The organism is Citrobacter meridianamericanus, from assembly GCF_041320245.1.
In the GTDB taxonomy this organism is placed as follows: Bacteria; Pseudomonadota; Gammaproteobacteria; order Enterobacterales; family Enterobacteriaceae; genus Citrobacter; species Citrobacter meridianamericanus.
On sequence record NZ_CP101036.1, the window covers coordinates 2,923,687 to 2,945,603 of the forward strand.

Here is a 21,917-nt window from a genome sequence, read left to right on the forward strand (position 1 = left end):
TACCGCACTAAAATTAGGTAAAACGTTTTATCTTCTCGCCATCATTAGTCAGCCAGCTTTTACAAGGAGTCGTTTGATGACGACGAGAACCACACCAAAAATAACGTTATGGGAATTTTTTCAGCAGTTGGGCAAGACCTTCATGCTGCCCGTCGCACTGCTCTCATTTTGTGGGATCATGTTGGGGATCGGCAGCTCGTTAAGCAGCCATGATGTCCTGACGCTGATCCCGGCGTTGGGGAATCCGCTGCTACAGGCCATCTTTACCTGGATGAGTAAAGTTGGCTCATTTGCGTTTAGCTTCCTGCCAGTGATGTTCTGTATCGCCATTCCTCTTGGTCTGGCGCGCGAGAACAAAGGCGTGGCGGCTTTTGCCGGTTTTGTCGGGTATGCGGTCATGAACCTTGCCGTCAACTTCTGGTTAACCGCCAAAGGTATCTTACCCACAACTGACGCGGCGATCCTGAAAGCCAACAACGTGCAAAATATTTTGGGGATCCAGTCGATCGATACCGGGATCCTCGGCGCAGTAATTGCCGGGATCATTGTCTGGATGCTGCATGAACGCTTCCACAATATTCGCCTGCCGGATGCGCTGGCATTCTTCGGCGGAACCCGCTTTGTGCCTATCATTTCCTCGGTGGTGATGGGACTGGTCGGGTTGGTTATTCCCCTGATTTGGCCGGTTTTCGCCATGGGTATTACCGGGCTCGGCCACATCATCAACAGCGCAGGCGAATTTGGTCCGATGCTGTTTGGTACCGGTGAACGTCTGCTGCTACCTTTTGGCCTGCATCATATTCTGGTGGCATTAATTCGCTTCACGGAGGCCGGTGGTACTCAGGAAGTCTGCGGTCATAGTGTGAGCGGCGCACTGACTATTTTCCAGGCTCAATTGAGCTGCCCGACAACGCAAGGTTTCTCTGAAAGCGCAACTCGCTTCCTGTCCCAGGGTAAAATGCCGGCGTTCCTCGGTGGTTTACCGGGTGCGGCATTAGCGATGTACCACTGCGCGCGTCCTGAAAATCGTCATAAAATTAAAGGGTTATTAATTTCTGGTCTGATTGCCTGCGTTATTGGTGGCACTACCGACCCCCTCGAGTTCTTATTCCTGTTCGTCGCCCCAGTTCTGTATGTGATCCACGCCCTGTTGACCGGGCTTGGCTTCACCGTAATGGCGGTACTTGGCGTCACCATCGGTAATACTGACGGTAACCTGATTGACTTCGTGGTGTTTGGCATTCTGCACGGGCTGTCCACCAAGTGGTATCTGGTCCCTGTTGTAGCGGCGATCTGGTTTGCGGTGTACTACGTGATCTTCCGCTTCGCCATCACACGCTTCAATTTGAAGACGCCGGGTCGTGAAGTAGAACTTGCCAACAACATCGAGAAAGTCATGGCTGGAGCGCCTGGTAAATCGGGTTACAACGTTCCTGCTATTCTGGCAGCGCTGGGCGGTGCGGAAAACATTGTCAGCCTGGATAACTGTATTACCCGTCTGCGTTTGTCAGTAAAAGATATGTCGCTTGTTAACGTACAGGCTCTGAAGGACAATCGTGCCATTGGCGTAGTACAGCTCAATCAGCATAACCTTCAGGTCGTTATTGGTCCGCAGGTCCAGTCAGTAAAAGACGAGATCGCGGTTCTGATGAACACCGTACAGGCTTAAGGACAACACTATGTATGATTTTTCAAAGGTAGTGGACAGGCACGGTACCTGGTGTACTCAGTGGGATTACGTTGCCGACCGTTTTGGTTCAGCCGACCTGCTGCCGTTCACCATCTCCGATATGGATTTTGCCACCGCGCCTTGTATTCTGGAGGTGCTGACTCAGCGCCTGTCACATGGCGTGCTCGGCTACAGTCGCTGGAAAAATGATGAGTTTCTGGCAGCGATTAGCCACTGGTTTCATACGCGTCATAATACGCAAATCGATCCTCAGTCGCTGGTGTATGGCCCCTCGGTCATCTATATGGTCTCGGAGCTGATCCGCCAGTGGTCTTGCGTGGGCGATGCGGTGGTTATTCATACCCCGGCGTATGACGCGTTTTACAAAGCAATTGAAGGTAATCAGCGCCAGGTAAGCGCAGTTGAGCTGGAAAAGCGCACTGACGGCTGGTATTGCGACATGGTTGCCCTGGAGAAAGCGCTTTCTCGACCAGAAAGTAAAATTCTTCTGCTTTGCAGCCCACAAAATCCGACGGGCAAAGTGTGGACTCGCAATGAACTGGAAACCATGGCGGAACTGTGCGAACGCCACGGCGTTAAGGTTATTTCCGATGAGATCCATATGGATATGGTATGGGGAGAACAACCGCACATTCCGTGGAGTAACGTCGCGCGCGAAAACTGGGCTCTGCTCACCTCCGGCTCAAAGAGTTTTAATATTCCGGCATTAACCGGGGCTTATGGAATCATTGAGGATGCGCAAAGCCGCAATGATTACCTCAGCGCGTTGAAGGGTCGTGATGGTCTTTCCTCGCCTGCGGTGCTGGCGCTTAGCGCGCATATTGCCGCTTATCAACAAGGCGCAAGCTGGCTTGATTCGCTGCGCGACTATCTTGCCAGTAATCTGCATTACGTAGCCCAAGAGCTAAATGCGGCCTTCCCCGAACTTAACTGGCAGGTTCCGCAATCCACTTATCTGGCATGGATTGACCTGCGCCCGCTGAATATTGATGACCATGCCTTGCAGGATGCTCTCATCAACCAGCAGAGAGTCGCCATCATGCCGGGATATACCTACGGAGAAGAAGGTCGAGGTTTTGTGCGTCTCAACGCCGGATGTCCACGATCCAAGCTTGAAAAAGGCGTTCAGGGATTGATTAACGCCATCCATTCGGTACGCTAACTCAGTTTGCGCAATGAAATTATTCATTGCGCAACATAGATTTTTATCCCGATTTTTTCATATAATACGACGCACTTTACCTAAATACACGAGTGCGACCATGATTGATACTTCCCTCCCACTAACCGACGTCCATCGCCATCTTGATGGTAACATCCGTGCACAAACGATCCTCGATCTGGGTCGTCAGTTCAATTTGACGCTTCCGGCGCAAACACTTGAAACACTGATCCCTCATGTACAAATCACATCTACTGAGCCGGATTTAGTGAGCTTTTTATCCAAGCTCGACTGGGGCGTGAAGGTACTGGCCTCGCTGGATGCCTGTCGCCGTGTGGCATTTGAGAATATTGAGGATGCCGCACGTAACGGCCTGCACTATGTAGAATTACGTTTTTCCCCAGGCTATATGGCGATGGCGCATCAACTTCCCGTTGCTGGCGTAGTTGAAGCCGTCATTGCCGGCGTTCGCGAAGGCTGCAAGACCTTTGGCGTCGAGGCACGCTTAATTGGCATTATGAGTCGTACCTTCGGTGAAGCCGCCTGCCTACAGGAGCTGGATGCGCTGTTAGCACACCGGGACCAGATTACCGCCCTGGATCTGGCCGGCGACGAGCTGGGCTTCCCGGGTAGTCTGTTCCTGTCGCATTTCAACCAGGCGCGTGACGCGGGATGGCGTATTACCGTGCATGCAGGTGAAGCCGCGGGACCAGAAAGCATCTGGCAGGCCATTAAAGAGCTGGGCGCTGAGCGTATTGGTCACGGCGTTAAAGCCGTTGAAGATCGTGCGTTGATGGATTATCTCGCTGAGCACCGGATCGGCATCGAATCCTGCCTGACATCGAACATTCAGACCAGCACCGTCGCCTCGCTGGCGACCCATCCGCTGAAGACATTCCTCGAGCACGGCGTGGTAGCCAGTTTAAATACGGACGATCCGGCGGTGCAAGGGGTGGATATTATTCATGAGTACACCATTGCCGCACCCGCTGCGGGGTTAACGCGCGAACAGATCCGCCAGGCGCAAATCAACGGACTGGAAATGGCATTTCTGAGTAACGAAGAGAAACGTGCGCTGCGTGAGAAAGTTGCCGCAGCGTAACGGCAGTATCGCAGGTCGCTAATGCTTATCCGGCCTACGTTGGTTTTTGTAAGCCGGATAACTGTGCCCGGGCATAGTTATCCGGCATTAGCGTAATCAGGCAAGGCACAATGTCGAACGATGCTTAGCTGATTCAATACCAAGCTCAATCAGTTCCATGATTTGGATCGCTTGTCTCGCCGGTACCGGGTTTTCACCGTGACCATTTAACGCATCACGAATGCCAGCATAATACGCAGGATAGTTGCCCGGTACGGTAAGCCAGGTCTCTTCAACCTGCTCTTCACCTTCAATTCGCGTCAATACGCCATCGCGCATGTCATAACCCCAATCCTCCTGAGGCAGTCGCTCGCCATTTTTCAGGCGCTCTTCCTGTGGGTCAAGACCATACTTCACATAGCTACCGCGCGAACCGTGTACAATATAACGGGCCGATTCTGCGGCTGCGAGCATGGTACCGTGCAGAATCACACGACGCTGCGGATACGTCAGAATGGCATGGAAGTAGTCCGTTGCTTGCGCCCCCGGGCGAAGTTGAGCCAGATCAACCGTCAAGCTGACGGGTAAACCAAACAGGTTAATCGCCTGATCCAAAAGGTGCGGTGCTAGATCATACCAGATACCGCTTCCCGGGCCGCCCTGTTCACGCCAACGGTCACGAACCTGCGGACGGAAACGATCGAAATGAGATTCGAAATACGCGACTTCCCCCAGCACACCATCCGCCAGCAGAGCTTTGAGCGTCAGAAAATCACTGTCCCAGCGCCGATTATGGAAAACAGACAGCACACGCCCGAGGCTACGCGCTAACGCATCCAGTTCGCGAGCTTGTGACAGTGTCACAGTGAAAGGCTTATCAACAACCACATGTTTGCCCGCTTCCAGCGCAGACTTTGCTAACGGGAAGTGCGTATCATTAGGCGTGGGGATCACAATCAGGTCGATATTCGGATCGTTAAAAAGATGCTTAGGCTCAGCAACAACCGCGACCTGCGGCCAGTCTGCCTTCACTTTTGCTTCATCACTACTGGAAACTGCAACCAATTCCAGGCCCGGTGTGCCCACGATCAGCGGGGCATGGAAAGTTTTGCTGGCGTAACCATAGCCAATTAGCCCAACGCGGATGTTGTCGCTCATGTTATTGCCTCTCAATTCAGGACTGACCTATTTCACACCATACCCTGCAACGTCTCAATAGTTTAATAACCTTTACGCTACAAAGGTTGTTTCTTAACTTAAGTCAAACATATGCCACTTATGCTTAACTTGCCGCGAAAAAGAGGGAGAAATCGTTCCCAATTATCTTGCTGTATTATTGAGAGATTAGTAACATTTGCAGCCTGTGTTTATGGATAAATCAAAGCAAATGTCATCAGTAATGAATCGTCTTATTGAATTAACTGGTTGGATTGTTCTCACCGTCTCCGTGATCCTGCTGGGTATTGCCAATCATATTGACAATTACCAGCCGCCGGAGCCCGTTGCTACCGTGCAGAAGAAATAAGCATCTGCAGCACTTTTGCGCCCGGCAATTAACATGTGTTAGTTGCGTCATATGGCTACAAAAGATCGAATTCTGTCAAAAAAAGCGAATTATGCCGCATCCTTCTCCGCAGCATATTGCCTGTGGTAGCGAAGCGCGTTACCCTTGCTGCAGGTGTGCATAACGCCTACTTTTCCACAGGTATGAACTCTCTTCTTACATTTGCGCGTAAATCCGCTTTTACCTGTGCACGTTGTTTATTTTTTATATTATCTACTCCGTTGGTATTATTTTATTAATATGGATCTTCATTTATGACTGTTCAGGATTACTTATTAAAATTCCGCAAAATCAGTTCACTCGAAAGCCTGGAAAAACTGTTCGACCATCTTAACTACACGCTCACCGACGACGGCGACATTATCAATATGTACCGTGCGGCAGACCACCGCCGTGCAGAGCTAACTTCGGGAGGCCGCCTGTTTGATGTTGGTCAGATCCCTAAATCAGTCTGGCATTACGTGCAATAAATAAGAAAGTAGCGCTTAACGTTAAAAGCTTTATAATAATTGCCCCAAAATAAAAGGCATGCTTGATCGCGCGCGTAACCTGGAGAAGAGATGACTACCACACCGGCACAACGTATCGGAGGCTGGCTACTTGGGCCACTGGCCTGGCTGTTAGTCGCATTGCTGAGCGCTTCGCTGGCGTTACTACTTTACGTCACTGCGCTGGCTACACCGCAAACCTTCCAAACCCTGGGTGAACAAAGTACGGCCAATTTGTTGCTATGGGGCGTCTCCTTTATTACCGCAATCGCCATGTGGTATTACACACTGTGGCTGACGATTGCATTTTTCAAGCGCAGAGCCTGTGTGCCCAAGCACTATATTCTGTGGTTGTTGATTTCCGTGCTACTGGCGATTAAAGCGTTTGCTTTTTCACCGGTCCCGGACGCCTTTGCCGTGCGCCAACTGTTGTTCCCATTGTTAGCGGCAGCACTGTTGGTACCCTACTTTAAACGCTCGCAGCGCGTAAAAACAACGTTTGTGAACCCGTAATAACCCTACAGTTAACCTGTTGTCGCCTGTTCTGGATTGTCAGATAATAGGCGGCTTTTTTATTTCAGGCCGAAAAATGACTGATTACCTGCTGCTGTTTGTCGGAACTGTACTGGTCAATAACTTTGTACTGGTTAAGTTTCTGGGCCTTTGTCCATTCATGGGCGTTTCCAAAAAACTGGAAACCGCAATGGGTATGGGCCTTGCCACGACGTTTGTCATGACGCTGGCATCCATCTGCGCATGGCTGATTGATACCTGGATTCTAATCCCGCTCAATCTCATCTATCTGCGCACGTTGGCATTTATTCTGGTTATCGCTGTCGTTGTGCAGTTTACTGAGATGGTTGTACGCAAAACCAGCCCTGCACTTTACCGTCTGCTGGGGATCTTCCTGCCGCTGATCACCACAAACTGCGCGGTGTTGGGTGTGGCGCTTCTGAATATCAACCTCGGCCATAACTTTTTACAGTCGGCACTGTACGGTTTTTCCGCCGCTGTCGGCTTCTCGCTGGTGATGGTACTGTTCGCTGCTATTCGCGAACGCCTTGCTGTGGCAGATGTCCCGGCTCCGTTTCGCGGTAACGCAATTGCTCTAATTACCGCCGGTCTAATGTCATTGGCCTTTATGGGCTTTAGTGGTTTGGTGAAGTTGTAATGAATGCTATCTGGATTGCCGTTGCCGCAGTGAGTCTACTGGGTCTGGCGTTCGGCGCTATTTTGGGTTACGCCTCACGACGCTTTGCCGTCGAGGATGATCCGGTGGTGGAGAAAATTGATGAAATTCTACCACAAAGCCAATGTGGACAATGCGGTTATCCGGGCTGCCATCCTTATGCAGAAGCGATCGGCTCTCAGGGTGAAAAAATTAACCGTTGCGCACCCGGTGGTGAAGCTGTGATGTTAAAAATTGCCGCCCTGCTGAACGTCGACCCGCAGCCGATTGATGGTGATGAACATGATGTTACGCCCGTACGTATGCTGGCGGTCATTGATGAAAATAACTGTATCGGTTGCACAAAGTGCATTCAGGCCTGCCCCGTCGATGCGATCGTGGGCGCGACGCGCGCCATGCACACGGTGATGAGCGATCTCTGCACCGGCTGCAACCTGTGCGTTGATCCGTGCCCGACGCAGTGCATCGAGTTACGTCCGGTAGCCGAGACACCAGACAGCTGGAAATGGGATTTAAACACCATTCCTGTGCGCATCATTCCCGTGGAACAACATGTTTAAGTTATTCTCTGCATTCAGAAAAAATAAAATCTGGGACTTTGATGGCGGCATTCATCCACCAGAAATGAAGACTCAGTCAAACGGTACGCCGCTGCGGCAGGTTCCGCTGGCGCCACGTTTTGTTATTCCGCTGAAACAACATATTGGCGCGGAGGGTGAACTGTGCATCAGCGTGGGCGACACTGTGTTGCGAGGTCAGGCGCTAACCATAGGGCGTGGCAAAATGCTTCCGGTACATGCGCCAACGTCAGGCACCGTGGTGGCCATTGCCCCGCACTCTACCGCGCATCCATCGGCGTTAGCTGAGCTGAGCGTTATCATTGACGCTGATGGCGAAGACCGCTGGATTGAGCGCGACGGCTGGGCCGATTACCGCTCCCGCAGCCGAGAAGAACTGATCGCGCGTATTCATCAGTTTGGCGTCGCCGGACTGGGCGGCGCAGGTTTTCCCACCGGTGTAAAACTGCAGGGCGGCGGTGATAAAATTGAAACACTGATCATCAACGCCGCTGAATGCGAGCCGTATATTACAGCTGATGACCGCCTGATGCAGGACTGCGCGGCGCAGGTCGTCGAAGGTATCCGCATCCTGGCCCACATTCTTCAGCCACGTGAAATTCTGTTGGGCATCGAAGATAACAAACCGCAGGCAATTTCCATGCTGCGCGCGGTGTTGGCTGATTCACACGATATCAGCTTGCGCGTGATCCCTACTAAGTATCCGTCCGGCGGGGCCAAACAGTTAACGCAAATTCTGACTGGCAAGCAGGTTCCCCATGGTGGACGCTCATCCGATATTGGCGTGCTGATGCAAAACGTCGGAACCGCCTATGCGATCAAACGTGCGGTAATTGACGGAGAACCGATCACCGAGCGTGTCGTGACGCTTACCGGGGAGGCCGTCAGTCGTCCAGGCAACGTCTGGGCGCGTTTAGGTACGCCAGTTCGTCATCTGCTCAACGACGCGGGCTTTTGTCCTTCCGCCGACCAGATGGTGATTATGGGTGGACCGCTGATGGGCTTTACGCTGCCATGGCTGGATGTACCGGTGGTCAAGATAACCAACTGTCTTCTGGCACCTTCTGCTAGTGAAATGGGTGAAACGCCAGAAGAGAAAGGCTGTATTCGCTGTAGCGCTTGCGCCGATGCCTGCCCGGCCGATCTCCTGCCACAGCAGCTTTATTGGTTCAGTAAAGGGCAACAGCACGACAAAGCCACGGCCCACAATATCGCCGACTGCATTGAATGCGGTGCCTGCGCCTGGGTATGCCCAAGCAACATTCCATTGGTGCAGTATTTCCGTCAGGAAAAAGCCGAGATTTACGCCATTAGTCAGGAAGAAAAACGTGCAGCTGAAGCAAAAGCGCGATTTGAAGCCCGACAGGCACGCCTTGAACGTGAAAAAGCTGCCCGTCTTGAACGTCACAAAAACGCAGCCGTTCAGCCTGCAGCGAAAGATCATGATGCCATCGCCGCCGCGCTGGCTCGCGTAAAAGAAAAGCAGGCTCAGGTGCTGCAACCCGTGGTGATTCAACCAGGCGAAAAACCTGACAATAGCGCCGTGATAGCCGCACGCGAGGCGCGTAAGGCGCAGGCTCGCGTGGCCCGAACGGAAAATCAGGCCCAGGTTGAAGAGAACAGCACAGGTAGTGACCCACGTAAAGCCGCCGTGGAAGCGGCAATCGCACGCGCCAAAGCCCGCAAGCTTGAGCAGCAGACAACAACGGAAACAGCCGAGCCGGTTGATCCCCGCAAAGCCGCCGTGGAAGCGGCAATCGCTCGTGCCAAAGCCCGCAAGCTTGAGCAGCAGACAGCACCGGAAACAGCCGAACCGGTTGATCCCCGCAAAGCCGCCGTGGAAGCGGCAATCGCTCGTGCCAAAGCACGCAAGCTTGAGCAGCAGACAGCAACGGCAACAACCGAGTCGGTTGATCCACGTAAAGCCGCCGTCGCGGCCGCTATCGCACGCGCTCAGGCAAAGAAAGCCGCGCAGCAGCAGGTTGTTAACGAGGAATAAATGGTATTCAGAATAGCAAGCTCCCCTTATACCCATAACCAGCGCCAGACATCACGAATCATGATGTTGGTGTTACTTGCGGCGTTGCCAGGGATCGCCGCGCAGCTGTGGTTCTTTGGCTGGGGTACGTTGTTCCAGATAGTTCTGGCCGCCATCAGCGCTATCGCCGCCGAAGCGGGCGTGCTTAGACTGAGGAAACAACCCATCGTGCCAATTTTAAAAGACAACTCCGCGTTACTCACCGGGTTGTTGCTGGCCGTGAGTATTCCTCCGCTCTCCCCCTGGTGGATGGTGGTATTAGGCACGGTATTCGCGGTTATTATTGCTAAACAGTTGTATGGCGGTCTCGGTCAGAACCCGTTTAACCCTGCCATGATTGGTTACGTCGTGCTGCTAATCTCATTTCCGGTACAGATGACCAGCTGGCTGCCGCCGCACGAAATTGCGGCTACCGTGCCAGGGTTCTTTGACGCACTGAACGTTATCCTTAGCGGCCACACCGTCAGCGGCGGGGATATGAATACGCTGCGAATGGGCATTGATGGTATCAGCCAGGCAACGCCTCTTGACACCTTTAAGACGTCATTGCATGCAGGGCGTACTGTTGAACAGGTGATGCAATACCCGATCTATAGCGGTGTGCTGGCAGGTGCAGGCTGGCAGTGGGTTAATCTTGCCTGGCTGGCAGGCGGGATCGTTCTGTTATGGCAGAAGGCGATTCGCTGGCATATCCCGGTTAGCTTTCTTCTGTCTCTCGCCGTTTGCGCCACCCTGGGATGGTGGATCTCACCGGAGTCACTCGCATCACCTCAGTTACACCTGCTTTCAGGCGCGACCATGCTGGGTGCATTCTTTATTCTTACCGACCCCGTTACGGCCTCGACAACTAACCGTGGCCGCCTGATTTTTGGCGCACTTGCAGGTCTGTTAGTGTGGTTGATTCGCAGTTTTGGCGGTTATCCTGACGGTGTGGCCTTTGCCGTATTACTGGCAAATATCACGGTTCCCTTGATTGATTATTACACCCGCCCTCGCGTGTACGGACATCGCTAAGGAATTCCAATGCTGAAAACGATTCGTAAACACGGTATTACGCTGGCGCTGTTTGCTGCGGGCTCAACGGGATTAACCGCGGCAATCAATCAATTAACCAAGTCCACCATTGATGAACAGGCCGCACTGCAGCAAAAAGCACTGTTCGATCAGGTTCTGCCAGGCGAGCGCTACAATAATAACTTGTCTGAGAGCTGTTATCTGGTTAATGCGCAGGCGTTAGGTAAAGGTACTCACCGTGTGTATATTGCGCGCCAGGACGACCATCCCGTGGCAGCAATTCTTGAAGCTACGGCGCCAGATGGTTATTCCGGGGCTATTCAACTGCTGGTCGGTGTCGATTTTACGGGTACTGTGTTGGGTACGCGGGTAACCGAGCATCATGAAACGCCGGGACTGGGCGACAAAATCGAACTGCGGCTTTCTGACTGGATCACCCACTTTAGTGGCAAAACAATCGCTGCGGGTAACGACGCCCACTGGGCGGTAAAAAAAGACGGCGGTGACTTTGACCAGTTTACTGGCGCAACCATTACGCCGCGGGCGGTAGTGAATGCAGTAAAACGCGCCGGTTTGTATGCGCAAACGCTACCCGCACAGCTTCCTCAACTTAGCGCCTGTGGAGAATAAACCATGAGCGAAATTAAAGACGTTATTGTCCAGGGGTTATGGAAAAATAACTCCGCGCTTGTGCAGTTACTCGGGATGTGTCCGTTGTTGGCTGTTACCTCTACCGCCACTAACGCGCTGGGGCTGGGGCTCGCGACGACGCTCGTCCTGACGCTGACCAATCTGACGATTTCGGCCCTTCGTCGCTGGACACCGCCTGAAATCCGTATTCCAATTTATGTCATGATCATCGCCTCTGTGGTGAGTGCAGTGCAGATGCTGATTAATGCCTACGCCTTTGGCCTGTATCAGTCTCTGGGCATCTTTATCCCGCTGATTGTGACCAACTGTATTGTTGTTGGTCGTGCTGAAGCCTTCGCCGCCAAAAAAGGCCCTGCATTATCCGCGCTCGATGGTTTCTCCATCGGTATGGGGGCTACCGGCGCCATGTTTGTTCTGGGCTCACTGCGTGAAATAATTGGTAACGGTACACTATTTGATGGCGCCGACGGTTTGTTGGGTAGCTGGGCTAAAGTATTGCGCGTTGAGATCTTCCATACTGATACGCCGTTTCTGCTGGCCATGCTGCCACCAGGCGCGTTTATTGGTCTGGGCTTGATGCTGGCAGTTAAGTATCTTATTGATGAGAAAATGAAGAAACGTCGTGCCGAGGCGGCTGTCGTGGACAGTCCGGCTGGTGAAACAGGGAATGTGTCATGAACAAAGCTAAACGGCTGGAAATTCTCACTCGCCTGCGTGATAACAATCCGCATCCAACAACCGAGCTTAATTTTACATCACCTTTCGAACTGCTGATTTCGGTCTTGCTTTCCGCTCAGGCCACCGATGTCAGCGTCAATAAAGCAACGGCCAAGCTTTACCCCGTCGCTAATACGCCCGCCGCGATGCTGGAGCTAGGCGTCGAAGGCGTTAAGTCCTACATTAAAACAATCGGTTTGTTTAACAGCAAAGCGGAGAACGTGATTAAAACCTGCCGCATTTTACTGGAACAACACAATGGCGAGGTTCCGGAAGACAGAGCCGCATTAGAAGCCCTGCCTGGCGTTGGGCGCAAGACGGCGAATGTGGTGTTAAATACTGCCTTTGGCTGGCCGACTATTGCTGTAGATACCCATATTTTCCGGGTATGTAACCGGACACAATTTGCCCCTGGTAAAAACGTCGAACAGGTAGAAGAGAAGCTACTGAAAGTCGTACCCAGTGAATTTAAAGTCGATTGCCATCACTGGTTAATTCTTCATGGCCGCTACACCTGTATAGCCAGGAAGCCTCGTTGTGGTTCCTGCATCATCGAAGATCTCTGTGAATTCAAAGAGAAAGTTGATATCTGATGCTGCCGGGGCATCCTCTTTGCCCCTCGCATACATAACGATTAGTTATGCACTCCCTCGCAATAGTTTTCCCGACAATGATGCCATTCAATTACCCATCTCTAATGTAATATTCTTGTGAATTAGCGCCTGAGCAGGTTAATCGTTTTTTTAGTACTAGAAATTTCTATCTATACGTGATCAGGATCACGCAGCTAACACAATGTTAAAAAATATTTATTTTTTAGTTAAAGTGACAATCAGATGACCTAAGTGAACAGTTTATAAACAAAACATTACACTAGCTATTTTTCAGATATTGGCCTATATCACTGGATTCAACCGCAAATAGCAGAACATATCGCCACATTGCGGTTTTCACCGTAATTAAACAGTGTAAAAATCTGCCATTTTCTAAATGAAGAAATTTAACGCTAGATAACATTTCAGCGCCCCGACGATTTCACCAGTCATGATATATGTAACAGATTATTACAAACCACTTGTCTGAAGGGTCAAGATAGTGAACATTACTTGCCGTTTCCCCTCCCACTATAACAATCGGACGGATGAACTTGACTCATCACGTACCTGAACACCCCCGTTGATATGGGATGTAAAAAAAGAGGTAAAAGTGTCTACTGCAAACAATAAACCAACAGAAGGCGTGAGTTTAAACGCCTTCAAACAACCAAAAGCGTTCTATCTCATTTTCTCAATTGAGCTGTGGGAACGTTTTGGTTATTACGGCCTGCAAGGAATTATGGCCGTCTACCTGGTTAAACAACTGGGCATGTCAGAAGCGGATTCCATCACCCTTTTCTCCTCCTTTAGCGCCCTGGTATATGGCCTGGTTGCGATTGGCGGTTGGTTAGGTGATAAAGTTCTGGGTACAAAACGCGTCATTATGCTGGGTGCCGTTGTGCTGGCGATTGGTTATGCGCTGGTAGCATGGTCCGGTCACGATGCGGGTATCGTTTATATGGGTATGGCGGCCATCGCAGTCGGTAACGGTCTGTTTAAAGCAAACCCATCATCCCTGCTCTCTACCTGCTATGCCAAAGATGACCCGCGTCTTGATGGTGCATTTACCATGTACTATATGTCCGTCAACATCGGTTCATTCTTCTCTATGCTGGCAACGCCGTGGCTGGCTGCGCGTTACGGCTGGAGCACCGCGTTCGCACTGAGCGTCGTGGGTATGCTGATTACCGTGGTTAACTTCGCATTCTGCCAGCGCTGGGTTAAACAGTACGGTTCTAAGCCTGACTTTGAGCCAATCAACTTCCGTAACCTGCTGCTGACCATCGTTGGCGTTGTGGTGCTGATCGCGATTGCAACCTGGCTGCTGCATAACCAGCAGATCGCACGTATGGTTCTGGGTGTGATTGCCATTGGTATCGTGTTTATCTTCGGTAAAGAAGCCTTCACCATGAAAGGTGCTGCCCGTCGTAAAATGATCGTTGCCTTCATTCTGATGCTGGAAGCGATTATCTTCTTCGTGCTGTACAGCCAGATGCCGACCTCGCTGAACTTCTTCGCGATTCGTAACGTTGAGCACTCTATTCTTGGTATTGCTTTTGAACCTGAACAATACCAGGCATTGAACCCGTTCTGGATTATCATTGGTAGCCCAATCCTCGCCGCTATCTATAACAAGATGGGCGATACGCTGCCGATGCCAACCAAGTTTGCGATTGGTATGGTGCTGTGTTCCGGTGCGTTCCTGATCCTGCCGCTGGGTGCGAAATTCGCTACCGACGCGGGCATCGTTTCCGTTAACTGGTTGATCATCTGCTACGGCCTGCAAAGTATCGGTGAGCTGATGATCTCCGGTCTGGGTCTGGCAATGGTGGCACAGCTGGTTCCGCAACGCCTGATGGGCTTCATCATGGGGAGCTGGTTCCTGACCACTGCCGGTGCCAATATCATCGGTGGTTACGTGGCTAACATGATGGCGGTCCCAGAGAATGTGACTGACCCGCTGATGTCTCTGGAAGTCTACGGTCGCGTGTTCCTGCAGATTGGTGTTGCAACGGCGGTTATCGCTGTTCTGATGCTGCTGACGGCACCGAAACTGAATCGTATGACTCAGGACGACGAAGCCGATGAGAAAGCCGCTAAGGCCGCAACAGCGTAATTCTCAGGGAAACTTTCTTTCCGGCCGCTAACTGATGTTAGCGGCTTTTTTTTTGCCTGAGGTAGCACTACCATACGGTATACCTCAGCCAAAAGGAGTTACCGATGAAACTGTTCTACAAACCGGGCGCTTGTTCTCTCGCTTCCCACATCACGCTTCGTGAGAGCGGTAAAGATTTCACGCTGGATGGTGTTGATCTGATGAAGAAACGTCTGGAAAACGGCGATGATTTTTTCGCGGTAAACCCAAAAGGTCAAGTCCCCGCGCTGCTGCTGGATGACGGAACGCTACTGACCGAAGGCGTCGCCATCATGCAATACCTGGCAGACAGCGTGCCAGACCGTCAGCTCCTGGCCCCTACAAGCAGCCTCTCCCGTTACAAAACCATCGAATGGCTTAACTACATTGCGACAGAGCTGCATAAAGGCTTTACACCACTTTTCCGTCCCGATACGCCGGAGGACTTCAAGCCAACCGTTCGCGCGCTGCTGGAGAAAAAAATGCAGTATGTGAATGACTCGCTGAAAGATAACCCATGGATCTGTGGCTCGCGCTTCAGCATTGCGGACGCTTATCTGTTCACCGTGCTGCGCTGGGCCTATGCGGTGAAGCTGAATATGGCCGGTTTAAGCAATATAGACGCGTATATGGCGCGGATGGCTGAACGCCCGGCGGTTGCAGCGGCGTTGAAAGCTGAAGGGTTAAATTAACTGCTGTTGCCGGGTAGCGCTGGCGCTTACCCGGCCTATAGTCAAACCAATGCCCGATAAGCGAGAGCGCCATCGGGCATTGATTACAGCTGCGTCGCGCTGAAGTAATGTTCAGGCCTGGCGATAGAATCCTGCGCGGCCACCACCTGCAACTCATACTCGTGCATCTCTTTGGTGGCGATCATCACTTCATACACCGCCGCTGTCACATGCTCAAGCGCCTGCTGTAAAGACGCCCCCTGCAACAGTTTAACCAGCAACAAGCCACTGGTGACATCACCGACGCCAACGGGCTGACGAGCGCCAAAATCAACTAACGGTCGGCTGATGTGCCACGCCTGGTCGGCTGTGACCAACAACATCTCGAAACGATCTGAGCTAATACCTGCACGAGCCAGATGCTTCACCAGCACAATTGCCGGTCCTTGCGCAATGAGCTCACGTGCGGCTGCCACTGCCTCATTGACGCTGTTAACCGCGTGTTCGCACAAAATTTCGAGTTCAACCAGATTCGGGGCGATAATGTCGCTGGCCGGCAACGAATGGCGCACGTGAAACTCAGCGACGCCGGGTGCAACGATACACCCTTTCTCCGGATGCCCCATCACCGGGTCGCAGAAGTATTTCGCCTGCGGATTGGCCGCTTTCACCTGGCGTACAATATCCAGAATATGCTCGCCCTGCTCTGCTGAACCAAGATAACCGCTCAGGACTGCGTCACAGGTTTGAAGTTTATCAATATCGGCAATACCCTGAACGATTTCGGTCAGGTGGCTCGGCGGCATAACGCAACCGGTCCATTTACCGTATTGTGTATGGTTAGAAAACTGAACGGTATTCAGCGGCCAGACATTTGCGCCAAGACGACGCATTGGAAACTCTGCTGCACTATTGCCCGCATGACCAAAAACAACGTGGGACTGGATGGCGAGGATATTCTTCATTTTGCTTACCACAACCCTGAAAAAATAAAGGGGCGAAGTTTCCCACGCCCCTGCTAACTAAATCTTACTTCCAGCAAATCAGACAATAATTCTTCTTACCACGGCGCAGTAAGGTGTAGCGCCCGAACAGGATATCACTCTCCTGGAAGAAATATTCCGGATCAGATTGCTTCTCACCGTTGATGGTCACCGCGTTTGACGCGATGGTCTTACGTGCCTGACCGCGAGAAGGCTGCAGTTCGGAGTCCACCAGCGCCTGCATCAGATCGGCACCCTTATCCATTTCGATCATCGGCACACCATCCTGCGCCAGCTGTTCGAAATCAGCTTCGCTCAAATCGCTCAAATTACCGTTGAACAAACTTTCGGTAATGCGTTTTGCCGCAACCAGACCTTCTTCACCGTGAACCAGACGCGTGACCTGTTCGGCCAGTACATACTGGGCACGCGGTGCTTTACCGCTGTTTTTATCTTCTTCTTCCAGCGCATTGATCTCTTCAATGTCCATGAAAGTGAAGAATTTCAGGAAGCGATAAACGTCCGCATCGGCGGTGTTGATCCAGAACTGGTAGAATTTATAAGGGCTGGTTTTCTTCGGATCCAGCCACACAGCGCCGCCTTCAGTCTTACCGAATTTGGTGCCGTCAGCTTTAGTGATCAGCGGAACGGTCAGACCAAATACCTGATTCTGATGCAGACGACGGGTCAAATCGATACCTGAAGTAATGTTACCCCACTGGTCTGAACCACCAATCTGCAGCGCCACGCCGTGCAGTTTATTCAGACAGGCAAAGTCATAACCCTGCAGCAGATTGTAAGAAAACTCGGTAAAGGAGATCCCTTGATCGTCGCGGTTCAGACGCTGCTTCACCGCTTCTTTGTTGATCATCTGGTTAACAGAGAAGTGTTTGCCGATATCACGCAGGAAGGTCAGTACGTTCATACCGCCAAACCAGTCGTAGTTATTCGCAGCAATCGCCGAGTTGTCGCCACAGTCGAAATCGAGGAACGGCGCAACCTGTTTGCGGATTTTGTCCACCCACTCCTGCACGGTGTCTTCGGTATTCAGTTTACGCTCGGCGGCTTTAAAGCTCGGGTCACCAATCAGACCGGTTGCGCCACCTACCAGTGCGACAGGTTTATGGCCTGCCTGCTGGAAGCGTTTCAGGCATAACAATGGAACCAGATGCCCCAAATGCAAGCTGTCAGCGGTAGGATCGAAGCCGCAATAGAGCGCGATCGGGCCTTGCGCCAGTCGCTCTGCTAACGCTTCCTCGTCCGTCACCTGGGCCACCAGCCCCCGCTCTTGCAATTGTTTAATCAAGTTACTGCTTGCCATCAAAATCTCCATGTATAAAACGACTGCACCTTTGCCGGTACACGACTTTTCGCCTGATGCGAAAGAAACATAGAATAAAGCGCCGGATTGTTCAGCACCAGCGCTTAAAACAAGAAATTTGCATCTTTAGGGAGCCAGGCGATCAATTTTCCACGCGTTATCTTCGCGTTGGTATAAAAAACGATCGTGTAAGCGGTTTTCACCACCCTGCCAGAACTCCATTTGTTCAATACTCACACGAAAGCCGCCCCAGAAACTGGGCAGAGGCACTTCCCCTTGCTGAAACTTCTGTTTCAGTTCGAGGAATTTGCTTTCGAGAATACCGCGAGCGGAGATCCGACTGGATTGTTTAGATACCCAGGCGCCAATCTGGCTGTCGCGTGGGCGACTGTGGAAGTATTTGACCACTTCAAGTGTGGAAAGACGCTCAGCCTTACCGATAACCATCACCTGCCGTTCCAGCGTGTGCCAGGGGAACAAGAGGCTAATGCGTGGGTTTTTCTCGATCTGATGCGCCTTACGGCTACCGAGGTTGGTATAGAACACCAGCCCTTTATCATCATAATGTTTGAGCAACACGATACGCTGATACGGCTGACCATTTTCATCGACGGTCGCAACGACCATCGCGGTGGGATCGGCGAGTTTGGCATCACAGGCTTGCCCCAGCCAGCGCTCAAACAGTGCAAGGGGGTCGGCGGGAAGATCGCGGCGGCGAAGACCGCCTTTCGTGTATTCACGGCGCAGATGCGCTATTTGCTGCAATTCGTCGTTATCAGACATGATGTTGGCTACGGATTGTCAGTGGGTGACGCTATTGTGCGCCGCCCAGGTGAAAATCTCAACGCTTCGGGTTCTGTAACTGACAGTTATTTAGCACAATTCTGTCTCGTTTATAGACCGTTGCCTCGTTGCCTTTAGACCAGAAGACGTAGATACCATCGGTATAGCGCGCACCTGATGCCGACACGCCCTGTTTGAGGTTCAATAGCTGATTATCATATACAAAGCTTGCCATCTGACGGGTATTGTTCAACTTCACGGTAAGCGGTTTTTCGTCACAACGATATTCCAGCGTATCCGTTTGCATACGTTCGACAAATTGGTTGTACACACTACACCCGCTAAGCAGTACCGGCAGACACACTAACAACAGTTTTTTCATAGCCATATCCTGAAGACTTTCCTGGTCCTGGAGGGTAATGGCACCCTCCCTAATATTCCTAGTTTACCGGCATATGGCGCTGAATAATTTCAGTTAACTCTGAGTTCGTGGGTTAGCTGGATAAATCGCCCCTAAAACGCTCGGCTCTGATGCGCCGGTGACTGAAGGCAGATTTCCCGGTAACCCTGCAAGCGTTCGCCACGCCAGCCAGGCAAAGGCTAACGCTTCCATATCGTCGCCGCTAATCCCGGCTTCATCGGTTGAGGTGACCTCTGTACCCGGCAATAATGCCGCCAGACGCATCATCAACAGCGGATTACGGCTTCCTCCCCCGCAGACCATGAGTCGTTCACAGCCGCCGCTGAGCAAGACCTGCTCTGAAATAGTCACCGCGGTCAGTTCGGCAAGCGTCGCCTGTACATCCCGCGGACTTATACCCGGGAACTGCGACAGATGACGTTCTATCCAGCCATAATTGAAATACTCACGACCGGTGCTTTTGGGTGAAGGCGCAGAAAAATAAGGATCGCTAAGCATATTTTGCAGTAAAGGCAGGATCACCGTTCCTGAACTGGCCCACTGCGCATCTTTGTCGTAGGGTTGACCACATTGCCGCCAGATCCAGGCATCCATCAGCATATTGCCAGGTCCGGTATCGTAGCCGCGAACGGGTTGCTGGGGAATAAGCAGAGACAAATTGGCAATTCCGCCGATGTTTAGCACCATCCGCCGCTCCGTTGGATGAGCCAGCAGTGCCTGATGAAAAGCCGGAACCAACGGTGCCCCCTGCCCGCCGAGGGCGATATCGCGGCGGCGAAAATCGCCTACTACGGTTATCCCTGTGCGTGCCACAATCTGATTATTGTCGCCAATTTGCAGCGTGTGCGGCGCGGGGCCTGTCGGTTCATGCCACACGGTTTGCCCATGACAACCGATCGCAACAATGTCCTGCGGTTTCATCTTTTCCTGCGCCAGCAGGGCATTCACCGCCTCAGCAAACAGATAACCGAGCTGTGCATCCAGTTGCCCAAACTGAGAAAGCGTAAGCTGCTGACCCTGACAGATATCCAGAATCGCTTGTTTTACATGACCAGGGATAGGCCAGCTCAGACTCGCCTGTTGCGCAACCATCGTTTCATCTATTGTCGCCAGCACAACATCGACGCCATCAAGGCTGGTTCCAGACATTACACCGATAAAACGGCCCGATTTCATATGTCATCCTTTTAAGCAAATTAGCCTTGACACTCAACCATAAAGTGCCGAGTAATGCCATGCTTCCTTAATGATTTTTGATGGCTAATCATTACAATGGATGCTTTATTACATCAATTATATGAATGATTCGTTTATACTCGGTATATCCGATTTCAGTTAAGATTTTCATATTGTTCCAGTAGAACATGTGAACTTGGGTTCACAAATGCCATATAATTTAGTCATGAAGGGTGCTTATTGAGCATTTCGTGGCGACAAAGGAGATTTGTAAATGATTAAACGTGTGCTGATTGTTTCATTAATGGGCGTATCTTTAGCGGGCTGCGTTAACAATGATAGCCTTTCGGGCGACGTATATACCGCATCCGAAGCGAAACAAGTTCAGAACGTGACCTACGGTACGATTGTTCATGTTCGTCCGGTGCAAATCCAGGGTGGTGATGACGCAAACGTGATTGGCGCTATTGGCGGTGCGGTACTCGGCGGGTTCCTCGGTAACACCGTTGGCGGCGGTACGGGTCGTTCATTAGCGACGGCTGCAGGCGCCGTTGCCGGCGGCGTAGCGGGTCAAAGCGTACAAGGTGCGATGAATAAAACCCAGGGTGTGGAACTGGAAATCCGTAAGGACGACGGTAATACCATTATGGTGGTTCAGAAACAGGGTGCGACCAAGTTTTCAGCCGGTCAACGCGTTGTTATGGCAAACAACGGCAGCCAGGTTACCGTGTCTCCACGCTAATCGAATTTACGTGTGGTCAGACTCTGGCCACACGCTATCTTCTGTATCAGCCTTGTGACTGTAGCTCAATAATATTATGTTCCAGTCTGGCGACCAGTTTAATCAGCAGATCAATTTCCTCAGCTGAAATCCCTTCCAAAATTTCTCCACGTGTTTTGTTGATAACCGCTTCCATATCCGCGATCAGCGGCTCTGCTTTTTCTGTCAGTCTAATTCTCTTTGCCCGGCGATCGCTGGCGCAAGTCTGGCGTGAAATGAGTCCCTTTTCTTCCAGTTGGTCAAGCGTACGTACCAGCGAAGGCTGTTCGATGCCAATCGCTTTCGCCAACTGAATCTGCGATTGATCGGGCGGCAATTGATGAATGTTGTGCAGCGTAACCCAATGGGTCTGCGTCAACTCCAGAGGTTTCAGGCGATGGTCAATCAGAGCACGCCAAATGCGCACCAACCGTGCCAGATCAGAACCTAATGGCGATTCCAATTTCATCTCCTTATAATTAGCTTGCTAAGTTATTGTGCTGATTTTAGAATAGTGTGCAGCATTTGTATTGCCAAAACAAATGTATTGCCAAATTTGCTTACCGGCAGACATTTTTTCAGACATTATGCGTTACAGAGACTCGTTGTCTCTTTTTTGCTAAACCTATAGCGATGCTCTCTTCCGCCAAGGATTTTGCCCGTGAAGTTTATGTTTAATGCAACAGGATTGCCCCTACAAGATTTAATGATCGGCGCATCTGTCTACTTCCCGCCTGTTTTCAAGGCATTTGTAGCAGGATTCCTTCTCTGGCTGGTTGTTCATCGCCTGCTTCGCGACTGGATTTATTCCGGCGAAATCTGGCATCCCCTGTTAATGGATCTGTCCCTCTTTACGCTATGCGTATGTCTGGCCTTTGTCATGCTGATTGTGTGGTGATT

General features: G+C 51.5%; 24 protein-coding genes. 17 read left to right on the plus strand and 7 right to left on the minus strand.

The features are described 5' to 3' along the window. Positions 1–76: 76 nt before the first annotated feature. From malX to add, 3 genes are all read left to right on the plus strand, one after another. Positions 77–1,669, plus strand: coding sequence for a maltose/glucose-specific PTS transporter subunit IIBC (gene malX / locus NMD08_RS14315; protein ID WP_370618404.1), 1,593 nt, complete (start codon positions 77–79; stop codon positions 1,667–1,669). A 10-nt stretch (positions 1,670–1,679) separates the two neighbouring features. Further along, complete coding sequence (locus NMD08_RS14320) at positions 1,680–2,852, plus strand: MalY/PatB family protein (RefSeq protein ID WP_370618406.1); 1,173 nt, start codon at positions 1,680–1,682, stop codon at positions 2,850–2,852. 100 nt (positions 2,853–2,952) lie between these two features. Next, positions 2,953–3,954, plus strand: coding sequence for an adenosine deaminase (gene add, locus NMD08_RS14325; protein WP_151219119.1), 1,002 nt, complete (start codon positions 2,953–2,955; stop codon positions 3,952–3,954). A 96-nt stretch (positions 3,955–4,050) separates the two neighbouring features. Here the strand turns inward: add and NMD08_RS14330 are convergent, their stop codons facing one another. Continuing rightward, positions 4,051–5,091 carry an oxidoreductase gene (locus NMD08_RS14330; RefSeq protein ID WP_370618408.1) on the minus strand — a complete coding sequence of 347 codons (1,041 nt, stop codon included), beginning with the start codon at positions 5,089–5,091 and terminating at the stop codon, positions 4,051–4,053. Between the two features lie 241 nt (positions 5,092–5,332). Between NMD08_RS14330 and blr the strand changes: the two genes are divergently transcribed. The 12 genes from blr to gstA all read left to right on the plus strand — a co-directional run bounded on the left by blr (position 5,333) and on the right by gstA (position 15,594). Next, positions 5,333–5,458: a division septum protein Blr gene (gene blr, locus NMD08_RS14335; protein WP_187253015.1), complete on the plus strand. Its 126-nt coding sequence runs from the start codon at positions 5,333–5,335 to the stop codon at positions 5,456–5,458. 293 nt (positions 5,459–5,751) lie between these two features. Continuing rightward, a complete protein-coding gene (gene ydgT / locus NMD08_RS14340; protein WP_151219116.1) occupies positions 5,752–5,967 on the plus strand; it encodes a transcription modulator YdgT in 216 nt (71 codons plus the stop codon). 90 nt (positions 5,968–6,057) lie between these two features. Beyond that, a complete protein-coding gene (locus NMD08_RS14345; RefSeq protein ID WP_151219115.1) occupies positions 6,058–6,498 on the plus strand; it encodes a DUF2569 domain-containing protein in 441 nt (146 codons plus the stop codon). Positions 6,499–6,574: 76 nt separating this feature from the next. Next, complete coding sequence (gene rsxA / locus NMD08_RS14350) at positions 6,575–7,156, plus strand: electron transport complex subunit RsxA (protein WP_003029144.1); 582 nt, start codon at positions 6,575–6,577, stop codon at positions 7,154–7,156. Next, on the plus strand, positions 7,156–7,734 hold the full coding sequence (gene rsxB, locus NMD08_RS14355; protein WP_006684670.1) for an electron transport complex subunit RsxB: 579 nt from the start codon (positions 7,156–7,158) through the stop codon (positions 7,732–7,734). The genes rsxA and rsxB overlap by 1 nt, the downstream gene beginning before the upstream one ends. Continuing rightward, the gene (rsxC, locus tag NMD08_RS14360) at positions 7,727–9,751 is read left to right on the plus strand and encodes an electron transport complex subunit RsxC (RefSeq protein WP_370618410.1); all 2,025 of its coding nucleotides are present in this window, start codon (positions 7,727–7,729) and stop codon (positions 9,749–9,751) included. The genes rsxB and rsxC overlap by 8 nt, the downstream gene beginning before the upstream one ends. Continuing rightward, entirely contained in the window at positions 9,752–10,804 is a 1,053-nt protein-coding gene (gene rsxD / locus NMD08_RS14365; RefSeq protein WP_151219101.1) for an electron transport complex subunit RsxD, read from the plus strand. 9 nt (positions 10,805–10,813) lie between these two features. Beyond that, complete coding sequence (gene rsxG, locus NMD08_RS14370; protein WP_370618412.1) at positions 10,814–11,434, plus strand: electron transport complex subunit RsxG; 621 nt, start codon at positions 10,814–10,816, stop codon at positions 11,432–11,434. A 3-nt stretch (positions 11,435–11,437) separates the two neighbouring features. Next, on the plus strand, positions 11,438–12,133 hold the full coding sequence (locus tag NMD08_RS14375) for an electron transport complex subunit E (protein WP_151219099.1): 696 nt from the start codon (positions 11,438–11,440) through the stop codon (positions 12,131–12,133). Next, on the plus strand, positions 12,130–12,765 hold the full coding sequence (gene nth / locus NMD08_RS14380; protein ID WP_003029161.1) for an endonuclease III: 636 nt from the start codon (positions 12,130–12,132) through the stop codon (positions 12,763–12,765). The genes NMD08_RS14375 and nth overlap by 4 nt, the downstream gene beginning before the upstream one ends. A gap of 613 nt (positions 12,766–13,378) precedes the next feature. Beyond that, the gene (dtpA, locus tag NMD08_RS14385) at positions 13,379–14,884 is read left to right on the plus strand and encodes a dipeptide/tripeptide permease DtpA (RefSeq protein ID WP_187252496.1); all 1,506 of its coding nucleotides are present in this window, start codon (positions 13,379–13,381) and stop codon (positions 14,882–14,884) included. Positions 14,885–14,988: 104 nt separating this feature from the next. Next, the gene (gene gstA, locus NMD08_RS14390; RefSeq protein ID WP_151219098.1) at positions 14,989–15,594 is read left to right on the plus strand and encodes a glutathione transferase GstA; all 606 of its coding nucleotides are present in this window, start codon (positions 14,989–14,991) and stop codon (positions 15,592–15,594) included. 83 nt (positions 15,595–15,677) lie between these two features. On the opposite strand, the gene pdxY is transcribed toward gstA, so the two are convergent. The 5 genes from pdxY to anmK form a co-directional block, all read right to left on the minus strand. Further along, entirely contained in the window at positions 15,678–16,538 is an 861-nt protein-coding gene (gene pdxY / locus NMD08_RS14395) for a pyridoxal kinase PdxY (protein ID WP_151219097.1), read from the minus strand. A 64-nt stretch (positions 16,539–16,602) separates the two neighbouring features. Next, complete coding sequence (gene tyrS / locus NMD08_RS14400) at positions 16,603–17,877, minus strand: tyrosine--tRNA ligase (protein ID WP_003029168.1); 1,275 nt, start codon at positions 17,875–17,877, stop codon at positions 16,603–16,605. Positions 17,878–18,003: 126 nt separating this feature from the next. After that, positions 18,004–18,660, minus strand: a complete 657-nt coding sequence (gene pdxH, locus NMD08_RS14405; RefSeq protein WP_087878779.1) for a pyridoxamine 5'-phosphate oxidase — start codon at positions 18,658–18,660, stop codon at positions 18,004–18,006. A gap of 58 nt (positions 18,661–18,718) precedes the next feature. Continuing rightward, entirely contained in the window at positions 18,719–19,048 is a 330-nt protein-coding gene (gene mliC, locus NMD08_RS14410; RefSeq protein ID WP_151219096.1) for a C-type lysozyme inhibitor, read from the minus strand. 87 nt (positions 19,049–19,135) lie between these two features. Then, positions 19,136–20,257 (minus strand): anhydro-N-acetylmuramic acid kinase, encoded by a 1,122-nt coding sequence (anmK, locus tag NMD08_RS14415; RefSeq protein ID WP_151219095.1) that lies wholly within the window; start codon positions 20,255–20,257, stop codon positions 19,136–19,138. A 274-nt stretch (positions 20,258–20,531) separates the two neighbouring features. On the opposite strand from anmK, the gene slyB reads away from it, so the two are divergent. Next, positions 20,532–20,999 (plus strand): outer membrane lipoprotein SlyB, encoded by a 468-nt coding sequence (gene slyB / locus NMD08_RS14420; protein WP_151219094.1) that lies wholly within the window; start codon positions 20,532–20,534, stop codon positions 20,997–20,999. A 46-nt stretch (positions 21,000–21,045) separates the two neighbouring features. On the opposite strand, the gene slyA is transcribed toward slyB, so the two are convergent. Beyond that, entirely contained in the window at positions 21,046–21,486 is a 441-nt protein-coding gene (gene slyA / locus NMD08_RS14425; protein WP_151219093.1) for a transcriptional regulator SlyA, read from the minus strand. A 192-nt stretch (positions 21,487–21,678) separates the two neighbouring features. On the opposite strand from slyA, the gene NMD08_RS14430 reads away from it, so the two are divergent. Further along, complete coding sequence (locus NMD08_RS14430; RefSeq protein WP_103770040.1) at positions 21,679–21,915, plus strand: DUF1656 domain-containing protein; 237 nt, start codon at positions 21,679–21,681, stop codon at positions 21,913–21,915. The last annotated feature ends 2 nt before the right edge of the window (positions 21,916–21,917 follow it).